General features: G+C 47.5%; 18 protein-coding genes. 10 read left to right on the top strand and 8 right to left on the bottom strand.

Annotated elements, in window-relative coordinates; all coding sequences use genetic code 11:
• Complete coding sequence (gene aspS, locus RHD99_RS09835; RefSeq protein WP_309878621.1) at nt 1–1,773, bottom strand: aspartate--tRNA ligase; 1,773 nt, start codon at nt 1,771–1,773, stop codon at nt 1–3.
• A gap of 250 nt (nt 1,774–2,023) precedes the next feature.
• Here aspS and RHD99_RS09830 point away from each other — a divergent pair, with 250 nt between their 5' ends.
• From RHD99_RS09830 to cmoB, 5 genes are all read left to right on the top strand, one after another.
• Nucleotides 2,024–2,590 (top strand): hydrolase, encoded by a 567-nt coding sequence (locus RHD99_RS09830; RefSeq protein WP_309878620.1) that lies wholly within the window; start codon nt 2,024–2,026, stop codon nt 2,588–2,590.
• Nucleotides 2,587–3,405, top strand: coding sequence for a DUF72 domain-containing protein (locus tag RHD99_RS09825; protein ID WP_309878618.1), 819 nt, complete (start codon nt 2,587–2,589; stop codon nt 3,403–3,405). The genes RHD99_RS09830 and RHD99_RS09825 overlap by 4 nt, the downstream gene beginning before the upstream one ends.
• A gap of 70 nt (nt 3,406–3,475) precedes the next feature.
• Nucleotides 3,476–3,871 carry an MAPEG family protein gene (locus RHD99_RS09820; protein ID WP_183269578.1) on the top strand — a complete coding sequence of 132 codons (396 nt, stop codon included), beginning with the start codon at nt 3,476–3,478 and terminating at the stop codon, nt 3,869–3,871.
• Nucleotides 3,872–3,910: 39 nt separating this feature from the next.
• A complete protein-coding gene (gene cmoA, locus RHD99_RS09815; protein ID WP_270144902.1) occupies nt 3,911–4,654 on the top strand; it encodes a carboxy-S-adenosyl-L-methionine synthase CmoA in 744 nt (247 codons plus the stop codon).
• Nucleotides 4,651–5,622: a tRNA 5-methoxyuridine(34)/uridine 5-oxyacetic acid(34) synthase CmoB gene (cmoB, locus tag RHD99_RS09810; RefSeq protein ID WP_309878617.1), complete on the top strand. Its 972-nt coding sequence runs from the start codon at nt 4,651–4,653 to the stop codon at nt 5,620–5,622. Before cmoA ends, cmoB begins: the two co-directional genes overlap by 4 nt.
• Nucleotides 5,623–5,654: 32 nt before the next feature.
• Here cmoB and fumD read toward each other — a convergent pair whose 3' ends face one another.
• The 5 genes from fumD to RHD99_RS09785 all read right to left on the bottom strand — a co-directional run bounded on the left by fumD (nt 5,655) and on the right by RHD99_RS09785 (nt 10,023).
• On the bottom strand, nt 5,655–5,867 hold the full coding sequence (gene fumD / locus RHD99_RS09805; protein ID WP_183269581.1) for a fumarate hydratase FumD: 213 nt from the start codon (nt 5,865–5,867) through the stop codon (nt 5,655–5,657).
• 97 nt (nt 5,868–5,964) lie between these two features.
• Nucleotides 5,965–6,183, bottom strand: a complete 219-nt coding sequence (locus tag RHD99_RS09800) for an acyl carrier protein (protein WP_183269582.1) — start codon at nt 6,181–6,183, stop codon at nt 5,965–5,967.
• Between the two features lie 18 nt (nt 6,184–6,201).
• Nucleotides 6,202–7,638 (bottom strand): AMP-binding protein, encoded by a 1,437-nt coding sequence (locus RHD99_RS09795; protein ID WP_309878616.1) that lies wholly within the window; start codon nt 7,636–7,638, stop codon nt 6,202–6,204.
• Complete coding sequence (locus tag RHD99_RS09790) at nt 7,635–8,756, bottom strand: MBOAT family O-acyltransferase (RefSeq protein WP_309878615.1); 1,122 nt, start codon at nt 8,754–8,756, stop codon at nt 7,635–7,637. Before RHD99_RS09790 ends, RHD99_RS09795 begins: the two co-directional genes overlap by 4 nt.
• A 127-nt stretch (nt 8,757–8,883) precedes the next feature.
• On the bottom strand, nt 8,884–10,023 hold the full coding sequence (locus tag RHD99_RS09785; RefSeq protein ID WP_309879131.1) for a D-alanyl-lipoteichoic acid biosynthesis protein DltD: 1,140 nt from the start codon (nt 10,021–10,023) through the stop codon (nt 8,884–8,886).
• 255 nt (nt 10,024–10,278) lie between these two features.
• Between RHD99_RS09785 and RHD99_RS09780 the strand changes: the two genes are divergently transcribed.
• The 3 genes from RHD99_RS09780 to RHD99_RS09770 all read left to right on the top strand — a co-directional run bounded on the left by RHD99_RS09780 (nt 10,279) and on the right by RHD99_RS09770 (nt 13,114).
• Nucleotides 10,279–10,824: a DUF1254 domain-containing protein gene (locus RHD99_RS09780; RefSeq protein ID WP_309878614.1), complete on the top strand. Its 546-nt coding sequence runs from the start codon at nt 10,279–10,281 to the stop codon at nt 10,822–10,824.
• A gap of 143 nt (nt 10,825–10,967) precedes the next feature.
• Nucleotides 10,968–11,795 carry a DUF1214 domain-containing protein gene (locus RHD99_RS09775; protein ID WP_309878613.1) on the top strand — a complete coding sequence of 276 codons (828 nt, stop codon included), beginning with the start codon at nt 10,968–10,970 and terminating at the stop codon, nt 11,793–11,795.
• Between the two features lie 26 nt (nt 11,796–11,821).
• A complete protein-coding gene (locus RHD99_RS09770; protein ID WP_309878612.1) occupies nt 11,822–13,114 on the top strand; it encodes a DUF1254 domain-containing protein in 1,293 nt (430 codons plus the stop codon).
• Between the two features lie 187 nt (nt 13,115–13,301).
• On the opposite strand, the gene RHD99_RS09765 is transcribed toward RHD99_RS09770, so the two are convergent.
• Nucleotides 13,302–13,550, bottom strand: coding sequence for a hypothetical protein (locus RHD99_RS09765; protein WP_309878611.1), 249 nt, complete (start codon nt 13,548–13,550; stop codon nt 13,302–13,304).
• Nucleotides 13,551–13,727: 177 nt separating this feature from the next.
• Between RHD99_RS09765 and RHD99_RS09760 the strand changes: the two genes are divergently transcribed.
• Complete coding sequence (locus RHD99_RS09760) at nt 13,728–13,853, top strand: hypothetical protein (protein ID WP_309878610.1); 126 nt, start codon at nt 13,728–13,730, stop codon at nt 13,851–13,853.
• A 706-nt stretch (nt 13,854–14,559) separates the two neighbouring features.
• Here the strand turns inward: RHD99_RS09760 and cutC are convergent.
• Nucleotides 14,560–15,309 carry a copper homeostasis protein CutC gene (gene cutC, locus RHD99_RS09755; RefSeq protein ID WP_309878608.1) on the bottom strand — a complete coding sequence of 250 codons (750 nt, stop codon included), beginning with the start codon at nt 15,307–15,309 and terminating at the stop codon, nt 14,560–14,562.
• 89 nt (nt 15,310–15,398) lie between these two features.
• On the opposite strand from cutC, the gene RHD99_RS09750 reads away from it, so the two are divergent.
• The gene (locus tag RHD99_RS09750) at nt 15,399–16,541 is read left to right on the top strand and encodes a MalY/PatB family protein (protein WP_309878607.1); all 1,143 of its coding nucleotides are present in this window, start codon (nt 15,399–15,401) and stop codon (nt 16,539–16,541) included.
• Nucleotides 16,542–16,554 lie beyond the last annotated feature (13 nt).

Below are 16,554 nucleotides of genomic sequence, written 5' to 3'. Positions count from 1 at the left end.
TTATTCTTTCTCAGCCTTTTTAATCACTGCCACACCCAGCTCAGCCAGAGCCTGCGGGTTAGCAAAGCTTGGTGCTTCAGTCATCAGACACGCTGCAGCGGTAGTTTTCGGGAATGCGATAACATCACGGATGTTGTCGGTACCGGTCAGCAGCATGGTCAGACGGTCCAGACCAAACGCCAGGCCCGCATGCGGTGGTGTGCCGTACTTCAGGGCATCAAGCAGGAAGCCGAACTTCTCACGCTGATCTTCTTCAGTAATCCCCAGGATACCAAACACGGTCTGCTGCATCTGGCCGTTGTGAATACGGACAGAACCGCCACCCACTTCGTAGCCGTTGATGACCATGTCGTATGCGTTAGCAACCGCAGCTTCCGGGTCTGCCGCCAGTTGCTCTGGGGACATATCTTTTGGCGCAGTGAACGGGTGGTGCATTGCGGTCAGACCGCCTTCGCCGTTGTCTTCAAACATTGGGAAGTCGATAACCCACAGCGGTGCCCATGCTTTTTCATCAGTAATGCTCAGATCTTTACCGATTTTCAGGCGTAACGCGCCAAGTGCATCCGCAACCACTTTTTTGTTGTCTGCGCCGAAGAAGATCATGTCGCCATCTTGCGCACCGGTACGGGCCAGAATCGCTTCTACGATGTCTGCATTCAGGAACTTCGCCACTGGGCTGGTAATGCCTTCAATGCCTTTCGCACGTTCGTTCACTTTGATGTATGCCAGCCCTTTCGCGCCGTAAATCTCAATGAACTTGCCGTAGTCGTCAATCTGTTTGCGGCTAATCTGTGCGCCACCCGGCACACGCAGTGCAGCAACACGGCCTTTAGCATCGTTTGCTGGGCCGGAGAAGACTTTGAACTCGATGTCTTTGAGCAGGTCAGCAACATCCACCAGCTCCATCGGGTTACGCAGGTCTGGTTTGTCAGAACCGTAACGACGCTCTGCTTCTGCGAAAGTCATGATTGGGAAATCGCCCAAATCAACGTTTTTCACATCCAGCCACAGTTCGCGAACCAGTTTTTCCATCACTTCACGTACTTGCGGTGCAGTCATGAAAGAGGTTTCGACGTCGATCTGAGTAAATTCAGGCTGACGGTCGGCACGCAAATCTTCGTCGCGGAAACATTTAACAATCTGATAGTAGCGATCAAAGCCCGACATCATCAGCAACTGTTTGAACAGCTGTGGGGACTGCGGCAGTGCGTAGAATTTGCCTTTGTGAACACGGCTCGGCACCAGATAGTCACGCGCGCCTTCTGGCGTGGCTTTGGTCAGCATTGGCGTTTCGATATCCAGGAAACCCTGGTCATCCATAAAGCGACGCACGAAGCTGGTGATTTTCGCACGGGTTTTCAGACGGTTTGCCATTTCCGGACGACGCAGGTCCAGATAACGGAATTTCAGACGCGCTTCTTCAGTGTTGACGTGGTTAGAATCCAGCGGCAGCGCTTCAGAGCGGTTGATGATGGTCAGATCGGTTGCGAAAACTTCCACAGCACCCGTTGCCATATCTTTATTGATGTTTTTCTCATCACGCGGGCGAACGGTGCCGGTGATTTGAATGCAGAACTCATTACGCAGTTCGGAAGCAAGCTGGAACGCGTCCTGACGGTCCGGGTCGAAAAACACCTGCACGATGCCTTCGCGATCGCGCATATCAATAAAGATAAGGCTACCGAGGTCACGACGACGATTGACCCAACCACATAGTGTTACTTGTTGTCCCACATGGGATTGATTGAGCTGCCCGCAATATACTGTACGCATGAGATATCCCTTAAATTAGCCGCACACTGCAACGGTGGCCACTATTTTTCTATGTCAGATATAGTTGAAAAAAGGGGGCTATTATACTGGAAATAATGCCCGGCGATAAGCCCGATACGCCTGCATGAAGCGTTTCAAAGTGCCTTGTTTGTGCAAAACTCACAAAAATTAACAAAATTTGTAAACTGTGGTGCTCTCGTTCCGTCGTAAGGTATTACGCGATAACCTCATTTTGACCCGGAGTCATCCAATGTTAGATCTGAATACTTCCCGAACCGCGCTCGTCATCATTGATTTACAAGAAGGCATTTTGCCGTTTGCGGGCGGTCCGTATAGTGCACAGGATGTGGTGGCTCGTTCGGCCAAACTGGCTGAAAAATTCCGCACTCACAATGCACCGGTCATTATGGTGCGTGTTGGCTGGTCAAAAGATTTTGCTGAAGCCCTAAAACAGCCGGTTGATGCGCAGGCTGGCGCACATGCTTTACCGGAAAATTGGTGGATTTACCCGGAAGCCCTGGGTAAAAAAGAGAGCGACATTGAAGTCACTAAACGCCAGTGGGGCGCATTTTACGGCACCGATTTAGAACTCCAGTTACGCCGCCGTGGGATCGACACCATTGTGCTGTGCGGTATTTCCACCAATATCGGCGTGGAATCCACCGCGCGTAACGCATGGGAACTGGGCTTTAATCTGGTCATTGCGGAAGATGCTTGTAGCGCTGCCAGCAGTGATCAACATCAGGGAAGCATGACGAATATCTTCCCGCGTATTGGACGCGTTCGTAGCACTGAAGAGATTCTCTCCTCGTTATGATTTTTATCGGCCTTCCCCAATGGTCACACCCAAAATGGGTGCAGTTGGGTATCACGTCCCTTGAAGATTACGCTCGACACTTCAATTGTGTGGAAGGCAACACCACGCTTTATGCGTTACCCAAAGCAGAAATCGTATTGCGCTGGCGTGAACAAACCAGTGACGGTTTTCGTTTCTGTTTTAAATTCCCCTCGACGATCTCTCACACTGCAGCCTTGCGCCAGTGCGGTGACCTGACTGCCGAATTTCTCGACAGAATGTCTCCGCTGGCAAACCGCATCGGGCAATATTGGCTACAACTACCGGCTACGTTTGGGCCTTCAGATTTACCCGCGCTGTGGAATTTCCTCGATACATTGCCCAAAGACTTCACCTACGGCGTTGAAGTTCGCCACGCTTCTTTCTTCGATAAAAGTGCCGATGAACAAGCTCTCAATCGCGGCCTGCATCAACGCGGCGTCAATCGCGTCATTCTCGATAGCCGGCCTGTCCATAGCGCGAAACCGCACAATGAAGCCATCCGCGACGCACAACGTAAAAAACCAAAAGTACCGGTTCATGCGTTGGTGACAGCCAGTAATCCGCTGGTGCGGTTTATCGGCAGCGACGACATGCAACAAAACCTCGCGCTCTTCGATGTTTGGCTTAAAACCCTGCCTAAATGGGAACAGAATTCCGTCCCTTATCTGTTTTTACACACACCTGATATTGGGCAAGTACAAGATTTAGTGCATACCCTGTGGCCAGGTTTGCAACAGGCATTTCCTGAAATAGGCAACGAACCGGCAATTCCCAAACAAAACTCCCTATTTTAGGGGTAGCGACAGCCGATAGGTTGCACTGCTATCATAGGCAGTGCTGGAACTATCTCTAAAGGATGTGAGTATGGTAAGCGCGCTCTACGCCGTTTTGGGTGCTTTGTTGCTGATTAAGTTTTCGTTTGATGTTGTTCGTATGCGTTTGCAATACCGCGTCTCTTATGGCGATGGCGGTTTTAGCGAACTTCAGAGCGCAATTCGAATTCACGGTAATGCAGTAGAATATATTCCCATCGCGTTACTGCTTTTATTATTGATGGAAATGAACGGTGCCGAAACATGGATGGTGCATGTTTGTGGGCTGTTGCTGATTGCCGGACGCCTGATGCATTCTTATGGTTTCCATCATCGTTTAGTCAGTTGGCGTCGTTCTGGCATGAGTGCCACCTGGGCTTCTTTAATCCTAATGGTGCTGGCTAACCTATGGTATATGCCATGGGAGTTGGTTTTCTCTTTGCATTAACGCAAAATATCACCCTTTCGAAATTCCGGATTTAACGTAATGTCTGACCGCGATACATTGTTTTCCGCCCCGATCGCCAAATTAGGTGACTGGACCTTTGATGAACGCGTGGCTGAAGTGTTCCCCGATATGATTCAACGATCGGTGCCAGGCTACTCCAATATTATTTCGATGATTGGCATGCTGGCAGAGCGCTTTGTGGCACCCGGTAGCCAGGTTTACGATCTCGGCTGCTCGCTGGGTGCGGCAACATTATCTGTGCGTCGTAATATTCATCACGAGAACTGCAAAATTATCGCGGTAGATAACTCCCCCGCGATGGTCGAACGCTGCCGCCGCCATTTAGATGCATTTAAAGCGCAAACGCCGGTCGACGTTATTGAAGGCGATATTCGCAATATCGTTATCGAAAACGCCTCGATGGTGGTGCTGAACTTCACTCTACAATTCCTGGAGCCCGAAGACCGCCAGTTGCTGCTTGAGAAAATCTATCGCGGCCTGAATCCTGGCGGTGCGTTAGTGCTGTCGGAAAAATTCAGCTTTGAAGATGGCGAAGTGGGGGAACTGCTATTCAACATGCACCACGATTTTAAACGTGCAAACGGTTATAGCGAGCTGGAAATCAGCCAAAAGCGCAGCATGCTGGAAAACGTCATGCTCACCGACTCTGTCGAAACACATAAAAAACGCCTCAAACAAGCCGGATTTGACCACGCAGAATTATGGTTCCAGTGCTTTAACTTTGGCTCTTTAGTCGCACTGAAATCAGGAACATCTGCATGATCGACTTTGGTAATTTTTATCAGCTTATTGCGAAAAGCCCTTTGGCCCCATGGCTGGAAACACTGCCTGCACAAATTGCGACCTGGCAGCGAGAAAACCTCCACGGCCAGTTCAAACACTGGTACAACACGGTTGAGTATTTGCCGGAACTCACGCCACATCACCTGGATTTATTGCACAGCGTGACGGCGCAATCTCAAGAGCCATTGAGTGAAGGCCAAAAGCTGGGTATCGAAAAACTGTTGCGCAACCTGATGCCATGGCGCAAAGGGCCATACTCCCTTTATGGCGTAGACATCGATACTGAGTGGCGTTCTGATCTGAAGTGGGACCGCGTATTGCCGCACATCTCCCCTCTCGCCGGGCGCACTATTCTGGATGTCGGCTGTGGTAGCGGTTATCACTTATGGCGCATGATTGGCGCGGGCGCGCATCTGGCGGTAGGCATCGACCCAATGCAGCTGTTCGTTTGCCAGTTTGAAGCGGTGCGTAAACTGCTGGGTAACGATCAGCGTGCGCATGTGCTGCCGTTAGGTATTGAGCAACTCCCGGAACTGAATATCTTCGATACCGTGTTTTCGATGGGCGTGTTGTACCACCGCCGTTCTCCGCTCGATCACCTTTATCAGTTGAAAAACCAACTGGTGAAAGAGGGTGAGCTGGTTCTGGAAACGTTGGTCGTAGAAGGCGATGAAAATACCGTGCTGGTACCGGGTGAGCGTTACGCGCAAATGCGCAACGTCTATTACATCCCGTCAGCATTGGCGTTGAAAAACTGGCTTGAGAAATGTGGTTTTGTCGATGTTCGCATCGTTGACCATTGCTACACAACCAGCGAAGAACAACGCAAAACCAGTTGGCTGACCACCGAATCACTGGCCGATTTCCTCGACCCGAACGACCCGACTAAAACCATCGAAGGCTACCCTGCTCCGCTACGCGCCGTTTTAGTCGCCCGTAAGCCGTAATTGCTTAGCAAGGCCACCTTTCGTGGCCTTCTTTATTTCGCTGCAAAACCCAGAGCACGAATCACTTCTTCCATTGCTGCACTTGTCAGTTCTGAACGCTGAATTTTACTGTTAGCTGACATCGTTCTGATCACGCCCGCTATCACAACATGTTTCGGCTCCTGACCCAGGTCGCGCATCTCAAGCACCACCTTCCCGACAACACGGCACATCTCATCGTAAAGCTCTTTGTCAGTGATATTCATTTTGCCCTCCGTTATTTAGAGGGAGCCTAACACGTTTAATTTATTAAATAAAAAACCCCGGTAAATTACCGGGGCCCAAACTTAAAAAATCTAATTTTTAGACGTTTTCTTCAAGCCATGCCGTTAACATTGCTGGTGTTTTCAGAATATTTGCAATGTCAGTCGGTGGAATAGCACAGCCAAATTCCGCCTGCACCTCCAGAACGATATCGACTGCAGTAATTGAATCGAGAATATCTGATTCAATTAGCTCATCGTTCATCGCTACTTTACGTGACAATACATTTTCAAATATCGCTAAAACTTTCTGTTCCATATTTATGCCCTTAGATTATCAGCAGGTACGAGCCTGAACATCGAGTAATTTACGGTCAATTTTCCCGTTGGTGTTAAGAGGTAAGGTATCCATGATGACAATCTGTGAGGGCACCATGTAAGACGGTAAAGTTTGCGTAAGATTGGCTTTAATCTCTTTTTCAGAGAGTTTTGATGTGCAAAAAGCTGCCAGACGTAAAACGGCACCGTCTTTCTTCGTTAGCGGTAAAACAACCGCTTCACTGACCCCTGAAAGCGCCAGCAACCGATTTTCAATTTCATGAATTTCGATGCGGTAGCCATTAAGTTTAATCTGGCTGTCGTTTCGACCCTGGCAATATAAGACATCATTTGTAGCACGGCCTAAATCGCCGGTTTTATAGCCACGCCATTGTTTATCTTCATTCCACAGCAGCTTTTCAGCATTTTCTTTAGCCAGGCTAAGATAGCCACGCATAACGTTTTTTCCCCAGATGATTAATTCATTATCGGGGGTAATTTCCATTTCTGAATGTGGCATCATTTGGCCGATAGGCAAAAGATCGCCCTCTTCCTGCAAAATCTCGTCGCTTATTTCAATCACCGTGGTGGCAATTGTTGCCTCAGTTGGGCCATATGAGTTGAGTATTTTTGCATCAGGGAACAAGCGGCGCAGATGTTTTACCAGCGTTTTACTCAGGACTTCACCGATAAAAATAAATACCTTTAAATCAGGCAGAAATTCTGCACGGAATTCAGCGAGGAGCAGTTTCTGATAGGCGAAAGAAGGGGTAGAAACCCACACGGAAATTTTTTGCTGCTTCAGATGGGCAAGCCAGCCATCCGCAGTAATATCCTCTTTGGCATTAAGAACGATATGTCCGCCAGTGGCCAGATTTCCCAGTAGCGGAATCAACGATAAATCAAAACTGAATACCGCATGATTCATGAATACCGGAGCTACTGGCAAACAAAAATCACTGCGGACCCACTGCATAAAATTCCAGACGCTTTCACGGCCAATCTGGACACCTTTAGGTTTACCGGTACTTCCCGAAGTAAACATAATGTAGGCCAAATCTGGCTCTTGCAGAGGCTGCCCCACTACGCCTGTGGAGATAAAACGATGCTGTTGAACATCATAATAGTAAGGAGCGCTGGCTAATTCACAGATTTCCTTCAGGCGTTCTGCCGGATAAATATTATCCACGGGGATATAAGGGATGTTGTGCAACAGGCAGCTATAAATGGCGCAAGCGAATTCAGCCTGTTGATGGCCATAAAGCACCACAGGAATGTTCTTTGATAAATTTAGCGCGGCAAAACGTTCCGCCCAGTCAACCACGGCAGAACTAAGCTCACCCCAGGTCAGGCTATTATCACTGCCACTTATCGCCAATTGCTGAGTGTTTTTCGGGTCAAGTAATACGGTGCGTAGATAATCACTTAACTGCTGTAATTCATCATTATTCTTCATACAGGAGACATTCCGCTAAAAATATATAAAGAGGCTGCTGCACTTGCCAGTGTCAAAACCCGCCCCAGGAATACAATTAAAGGTTTTTTTAACCATGCGTTCATTTTTTGACTGCGCTTCGCAAACCAAAGAATCATGTTATGGATAACGGAAATCCCGCCAAACAGCGCGCCACTGACGACGTAATTAAGCTCCAGCCCATTCCATGCCCCCATGCAAAATAGCGTGCAAAAAATACCGACATTTTGCGCCGTAGCTTTATGATTTCTGAAGAACTCTACCTTCATCAAATTCATATAAATTGGCATGAAGACAACATCACGCAACCACTCTGACAGGCTAATATGAAATCTGCGCCAGAAATCCTGGGGATTTTTTGCCAATATAGGCAAGTTAAAATTGGCTGGTAGATTCAGACCAAATAAACGCCCTGCGCCTATTGCCATGTTACTGTAGCCTGCAAAATCAAAATAAAGATAAAAGCTGTAGGCCAGTGACATCACGATGCCAACCGTCAGCGTAAAGCGGCGATGGCTCCAGTGGCTAATAACGAAGTTATCAATCAGCATGGCAAACAGAAACTTCTGCACAATCCCATAGAAAACTTGTTCCATGGATTGCAGGAACACGTCAGTTGTTAAGCGGAAGTTGGGTTGGGTAATATCCTGAACCCAACTTCTCCAGCGATACATCGGGCCTGCCAGGATAATAAAGGGCAAAAAGAGATAGCTAAAATACTGGAAGAAATCCCGGGAATCTTTCTTATTGCGATAGAGCAAAACGTCCACCGCTCTGAAAGTCATAAAGGAAAGGCCTAACATTCCCCAGTGATTATTCAGATGTAATTTAACCAAAATCAGTGGCAACAAACTGAGGATGACCGACTGCCAGGTTTTAAGCCACAATTTGTCTTTAAACGTGGCGATACCATATAAATAGATAAACATCAGCAGCGGAATGGTTATCTGGCTTTTAAAAATGTATCCCCAGACTGCAAACATCGCAAAAGCAGAAAACAGTGAGGCATAGCTTAACCGGTTACCCAGCACACGATTTGCCCCAGAAAACAGCAGTGAACTGGCAAATAACACAGCGAAAAAAGGCGCGCTTGTATACATTTTCTTATTCCTTAAAACTGCTGATATTCAAAGTGCAGCTTTAAATTCATACTGTTATCAATTGATGACCAGGCGACTACCGTTGCCAGCAAAAAGAGATAAAGGAAAAAGAGACGGAGGGCTTTTTTCATTTATTAAACGCCTCTGCGATAAAACGGTCCATTGCTACCCAGGCTAACTCAGTAGGGTGAAGGCGATCCCAGTTCCATCCCTCTTGATAGCTGTGGTTGTACATATCAAAATAGGGAGTGTTATATTTTTTCAATGTCGCCTGAATGTAACGATCAGTCGTTTTAAATTTTTCGGTGTGTTTTAACGCCCACGGATTAAGCGGATCGATGATAACCACCACGTTGACCTGGCGCTCATGCAGTAGTTTTATCATGGCTGTAAATGCCTGCATTTCTTGCTGTGATGGCGGTGTGGGATACCACTCATCCGCCGTTTTCACATCATCAAAGACTTCTTTATCCATCCACAATGTTGCCGCACTTTCATGCCGCGCACGGTTAAGCTGCTGTGCCTGCTGAAGCTGCGCATTCCAGTCAATGTTTTGCCAACTATTATTTAATACTGGCCATGGTTGTGACTCAGAGTGACGAATATGAGCCAATGACAAATAATAGTCTCTGATTAATTCACAGAATGAAGAAAACTGATATTTGATTTCACGCCAGATAATATGAAAATGCCAGCCAAATATGTGCATCTGACTAAAGGTTAAATGGTCAACATCCTGCGGATCGATATGCGTTAAATAATTCGACAGTATCGGCAGCATGGTTTTATCAGACATCAATGGTTTGAATATGGCGTCTGGAAAATGGTCAGCAAAAATAGTCGGCGGGATCCCCTCAAAATAGAAACTATCCGGTGCAATCAGCAGCACCAGTTTCGTTTTTGGTGAAAGGTCTTGTTTAAAGCGCGTCAACAAAGCGAGCTGCGTCATGTTGTCGACATAGCTATCACCGTAGGCAACCGTCGGGTGATGCAGCTTTGTATTAAAAAAATTATAAACCGCAAAATGCTCATTTTCAGACGTTGCGACTTCAGACGCCCCGAGGAAAAATATCGCATTGCCCTTCAATGCATGCGAAATAGTGGCTATTTTCTCAGCCTGAACTTTACGAGTCCCTTCCATTGATTTAATTAACGGTTGAAAATTTAACGGCGTATATAAACTATTGATAAAAGGTGGCAGAGTTAACAATAAAGTGGCAAGGATCGCCATAGAAATATGCAACAAAATAGCTTTATTTATTTTCATCATTAACACAACTTTGTCGGCATTAAATAAAAATAGAAAATATTACTCTATCAGCCTATTTTTAAAGGATTTTGATCATAAAGAAATGGACCGCAGGGGTCATTGAGTGATTGGTATCGGTATGTAACGCTATGTACAGAATAATAATCACATAACAAATATATAACAGGGGAGGCGTTTTCTGCCACAATATTTCAGGTTGTCCTATAGTCATAAAGATATGTTCTGAAACAATCAATTATGCGGAGATTTGCTATGCCAATTTCGCGCCGAGACTTTTATAAACTGGCACTAGGTTCAGCTGTCGGTCTAGCCGTACTGAAGAACAGTTCAACGGCTCTTGCACAAGGCATTTCCCCGAAAAAACCGCTTCCTTATGGCGCTGGACAGCCAGGCGAAACTGACGGAGGTCTGCCCCCGCAGGGAGCCGTCAGTTCGGTAGAGGATTTTGAATACCAGATAAAATATCAGCGTGCTTTTGAAGCCGTACTCTGGAACATGCCAGCAGTGGCTATCTACAGCTTTCGCCGCGCAGCGTTTGAAAACTTAGGACTGAAAGATAACGATATTATTGCCTACTCAGAACCGGCAACGCCACATCTTGAAGCCATTACGGCAAACAGCACCACCCCTTACATCACTGCATTTACTGACCTGCAAAAAGGCCCTGTCGTGCTGGAGCTCCCGCCAGCAGGCGCAGATGGCAGTTTGTATGGTCAGATAGTTGATGCATGGCAGTTTACCATTGCTGATGTGGGGCCCGCCGGACTTGATGGCGGCAAAGGGGGAAATTCCTGCTGACCCCACCGGGTTACAAAGAGGCGATTCCGGAAGGTTATTTACATGTCCCATCACCAAACTTCCGCGTGGCGTTTGCCTTCCGCTCTGTTCAAGCTCCCGGGAAAACGACTGAGGACGCATATCATTACTCTAAGCGTATGCGGATGTATTACCTCGCCGAAGCAGCAAATCCACCCCAACAAAAATTTGTCGACCCTGGTAACAAACGCTATCCAACACTGCCGTATTATGACGAGCGCCATTTTGATGATCTTCATGCGGTTGCCAGTGTTGAACCCGTACGCGAGCAGGACAAAGTCATGCTTGGGATGCTTTCATCGCTGGGTATAGGCCACGGTCTTAACTTTTCTCCTGATGAGAAAACCAAAAAAGCAATGCGCCAGGCGGCTATCGATGCCTGGTTCTATATGCAGTATTGGTACGATAACTTCCCGAAAGAGAAACTCTACTGGCCAGACCGTCACTACGCCTCTCTGCTACAGGCGGACGACAACAAGACATTCACCTTTATTTATGAAGATCGTATCGACCTAATCAATCGTGCAGCCGAGTATTTCTGGTGTACCTATATGCCGAAAGTACTGAGCGATAGCCCGGCAACCCAGTATCTGATGTGTATGGCCGATAAAGACGGCAATCTGCTGGAAGCGGGTCAGACCTACAAACTCACCGTACCTGCCAAAATGCCGGTAAAACAGTTCTGGGCATTGACCGTTTACAACCGCGATACCATGTCCTTTATCTACAGCGAAAGCGAGCGCACGACACTCTCTTCTTACGATCTCGGGAAGATGAAGGAAAACGCCGATGGCAGCGTCACGCTATATGTAGGGCCGAAAGCACCTGAAGGCCTGGAAAATAACTGGATACCAACCAGTGGTAAACGTCCATTACCAGCAATGCGTTTCTATGGTCCGACCGATGAACTGAATCTAAAAACATTCAAACTAGCTGATTTCGAACGCGTATAAACAAATCATCATTACCGGAGCATGATATGAAGAAGTTAATCCTTGCCGCCGCTTTGTTCGGAGTTGCACTCCCCGCTCTGGCGCAGATCAGCGATAAAATGGCCGAAGATGCTTATATCTATGGTTTTTCTATGGATGAGGCTTACAAATTCTTTTATAACACCGCGGTGAAAACTGACACCCCGCTGAACCGTTTCCAGAACATTCGCCACCTTGCGGATGACACTTACACCGACCATCCAACCATTAATAATGACACCTTACACCTTCAGGGGTGGCTGGACGTAAGCGCTGAACCGGTCATTGTCAGCGTACCGGACATGGACAAAGGTCGTTATTGGATCCTCCATACGATGGATATGGGACATTACACGACGTCGATGATCGGCTCCCGCACGCGTGGCACCAAAGGTGGGCACTTTATGTTTGCATCCCGAACCTGGAAAGGGGAAGTGCCGCCCAGTGTGACCGAGGTTATCCGAGTGGATTCAGATATTCTGAAGCTGATGGGACGCATTATGGCTACCAGCCCGGAAGACACCAAAGTCGCGTTGAGCTACATGGATGACTGGAATATCCGTACGTTATCCGCGTACCTTGGCGAGTCCGGTCCAAAAGCGACTGTGCACACCTGGCCGGATCCTGCAAAAACCACCTGGTTGCAGCGTGTGAACTTTGTTCTGTGTGAAGGAGATATGGGGGCTGCGGACAAAAAATGGATTGATCAGTACAAGGCCGCAGGTATTGAACCCTGTAAAACGGATTTCACCCCAGAACAGGTCACTGCTGCGAAAAAAGGTGAAGAACTGGGTATGGCTCATCTGAAACAGCTACTGCCGACAATGACATCTTCCAAGGGCCTGCTGGGGACGCGTGAAGAACTGCAAAACCAGAAACGAGATCTGTTTGCTGAAGGCACCCTGCTTGGACAATGGGGGCTGCCGCCTGAAGAGTCTGTGTATCTGCAGATTAATAAAGGTTCTGATGGTCAGCCGATCAATGGTTCTGAGGGTAAAAAATACCGCCTGCACTTCAAAGCGCCAAATGTGAGTCAGTTTTGGTCCTTTACCGTCTATGGAACGGGCAACATGTTGATGGCGCACAATGACATTAATCGTCACAGCCGTGGTGACCGTTCTCTTAAGCCAGATGCTGATGGTTTATACACCATAGACTTGAGTGCCAAAGGCGATGCTAATAATCCTAACTGGCTGCCAATTCCTGAAAAAGACGCATATATCATCATGCGTTTATATGGCCCGGATCAGGCTGCGATAGACGGTAAATATCCAACACCCACATTGGACGTGGTGAAATAAGAAGATAGCCAGCTTCATTGTACTCTCTACAAAAAAACCGGATATTGAAGGTAATTTAGGGGGCACAATGCCCTCAGGAACTTCAGATCAAATCAGACAGTAATTGCAGGTAAAACGCAGAACAGGAGCGTTTTACCTGTTTTATTAGAAGAGAATCAGTTTAGGTAATCTGAATCTGCTATTCTATCTAGCACTTGCTTGCAAAATTCTTTTGTTTACTCTGTCTGACGATCTTCCCGCCGTAATAATATATTTTTCGCACGCACATAATAGACCACTCTGTGGTACCTACAGGGTCAATTTTCCAGGCCCCATATACAGGTTTACCTGGCTTTGCATAATCATCAAACCCTACTGGCCCTGCATTTGCTGAACCTGAAACCATAGCGCCAAACATCACACTTGATACTAATGCCGTCAGAAAAATCTTTTTCACTTATATATTCCCAGTTGTTTATAAAAAAATCGAAGTATAAACAATGGCATATAAACACAATTGGTTACATTAAATAGTGTATTTAAATTCCGCACTATTAATCACTTAGGTGAATACATTCCCTTTTGCCATATCAATTAAATATTTAATTAAAAAACATAAAAGAAGGAACATTGTATGAAATTATTGAGTCTGGTTTGCCTCGTCGTTCTTCTGGCGTCCTGCTCCAGTGGAGTGGGTGTTGGCGCTACAGGCGGTAACAGCGGTATGGCTATTGGGGTTGGTTCAGGCATTAGCTTCTGAAGACATCTGGTTTACTGAGATTGTCATGTCGCTGGTTATGCAATCAGCGATACCGTTTGTTATCAGATAAACTTTAGGATATTGGCCGTATCAACATGACTCTATAAACACTATGGTCTTACCTCAGGCAAAACTAGAAATAGCAGATCTTTCGAGAGAGTCCTTTATCCCCGACCTGTTCGGGGATTTTTTTGCCTGTTATTCTAATTGAGGTTTTCTACCCCACTGCATTGAATCCACCTGGTTCATGACGCCATGAGGCAGCCATAGGCTCGGATATCAAATTCTATTTATTAGAATTAACTTAACAACACATCATTAGCGTGCGTTGCGTATACTGGACTCGTCGGTTAATTCGCTGACTTTAGCGTATTAAATTTGCAATAATTAGGCTTCTACTTTGAGCCAGATATCCTCCCCCGGTATCTGGCTTTTTTATTTACCTTTCCTCTTTACCTGTTATTCGATTGATTCAGACTGACTCTGCCGTACATCACCAACCTGGCATTGATAATCTGCCGCAGCATATCGGCTGATTTTTCACATGGGTGTTGGACGCTTGATGCTTTATTCGAGTCGGCACCCCAATAGCACCCCACGACAAACCTAAAAATAAAAAAAGCCCCGGCAAAACACCGGGGCCTGGTACGAGCGAGCATCACATGGGCGACATGATGCACGGTCAAAAACTCTTAGCCTTCATACTTCACGTTGCAGATTCACTTGCAACCAACATGGCTTTCATTGCAGCTACCACGTCGCCATCAACGCAGTAGCGGTTAAACTCATCGGCTTCTGCATCAGCACTCATTGAGACTCCGGCTTTGCGATAACGCATCGGTGACGCCACGGTCTGACCGGCTGAACTGTGCATTTCGTCAATACCGTGTTCGACAAACTTTTTCAAATTGCTCAGCCTGACGCCCGCACCCGCCATAATGATTGGAGCACGAGAATGCTGTTTTAGTTCCCTAAGCAATGAAAGTCCTAGTTCAGCATTCTGTTGCTGGCCTGACGTCAGGATCCGCGCCACACCCAAATCGGTTAATTGCTCCAGCGCTTGATGAGGGTTATGGCACATATCGAACGCGCGATGGAACGTCACGGCCATCCCCTTCGCGTGTTCCATGACCTGCTTCATGCGAGCCACATCAACATGCCCTTCGCCGTCGAGCATGCCGATGACCAAACCCGGGTATCCCAATTCACGCACGAACGCGATATCTTCAAGCATGGTCTCAAACTCGGCATCGGTGTAGCAAAAATCGCCACCACGCGGGCGAATAATCGGATGCACGGGGATCGACACTCGCTGCTTAACCTGGCGCAGCACTCCCGCTGACGGGGTCAAGCCGCCCTCTTTTGGAGCTGCACACAATTCAATTCTGTCCGCTCCGGCTTGTTGCGCTGTGACTGCACAGTCAATTCCATAACAACATATCTCAAGCAAAGGCATTGATTACTCCTTAAAATCTTTAGCCTGGCGGTTGTGCCACGGGTTCAGAATGATAATCTGAAATCAGGATCACAAAAAGGTATGTAATCATGGCATTCAATTTTGATGAAGGCATCGACCGCCGTCACAGCGACAGCTCGAAGTGGAATAAATACAGTGATGATGTTTTACCTATGTGGGTCGCGGATATGGATTTTCGCTCACCCCCCTGCATTATTGATGCGCTTCACCAGCGGGTTGAACACGGCGTATTTGGCTATGGAGCCCGGCCAAAAGAGTTGATCCATGTGATTGTTCAACGCATGGCCAATCTCTACCAGTGGCAGATTAAGCCTGAATGGATAGTCATTTTACCGGGAATTGTCGCAGGGTTGAATTTAAGCGTACGCGCTTTCACCGCGCCGGATGAATCAACGATTGCGCCAACGCCAATTTATCCTCCCTTCAAAAAATCGTCAGCTTTTGCCCAGCGTCCACAGCTCAATGCGCCATTGCGCCTTGAAAATGGGCGCTGGATTATGGATTTGCCGTCACTCGAAGCGCAGCTTACCGGCAAAGAAAAATTGCTGATGTTGTGCAATCCGCAAAACCCAGGTGGCACGGTTTATCGCCGTGAAGAGTTGCAGCAACAGCTCGCCTTCGCGCAACGTCTCGATTTAATTGTCTGTTCTGATGAAATTCATTGTGACTTGTTGCTCGACGAGGGTGTGCAACATATTCCTTTTGCCACGCTAAGCGCTGATGCAGAGCGTCGTTCCATCACCCTGCTCTCGCCATCCAAAACCTTTAATATTGCCGGTCTTGGCGCATCCATTGCGATTATTCCTGACCCGCTTTTACGCCAGCAATTCAATACGACGCGCGATGGAATAGTGCCAACTGTTGATGTGCTGGCGCTTACTGCCGCCACCGCAGCCTGGCAAGAGGGTGACACCTGGCTACAGGCGTTATTGCCCTATTTACGCCGCAATCGCGACCGACTGGTGTACGCCATCAACAATATGCCAGGTTTGAAAATGGCGTCTCCGCAGGCGACTTATCTGGGATGGGTCGATGCCACGGCTTTACCGGTCGACAACCCTACGCTGTTCTTCCAGAAAGCCGGATTAGGCTTCTCGCCAGGCGCCGATTTTGGCGAGGCAAAATTCGTGCGTATTAACTTCGGTTGCACATCGGCAAACCTTGAAGAAGCCATTAAACGAATGGAGGCTGCTGTTCAATCAATCTGTTAAGACAGCCTGAATA

It is taken from the genome of Buttiauxella selenatireducens (assembly GCF_031432975.1).
GTDB classification, from domain to species: Bacteria; Pseudomonadota; Gammaproteobacteria; order Enterobacterales; family Enterobacteriaceae; genus Buttiauxella; species Buttiauxella selenatireducens.
Note: the sequence above shows the minus strand (reverse complement) of the source record. Positions and strands in the feature narration are given on the sequence as shown.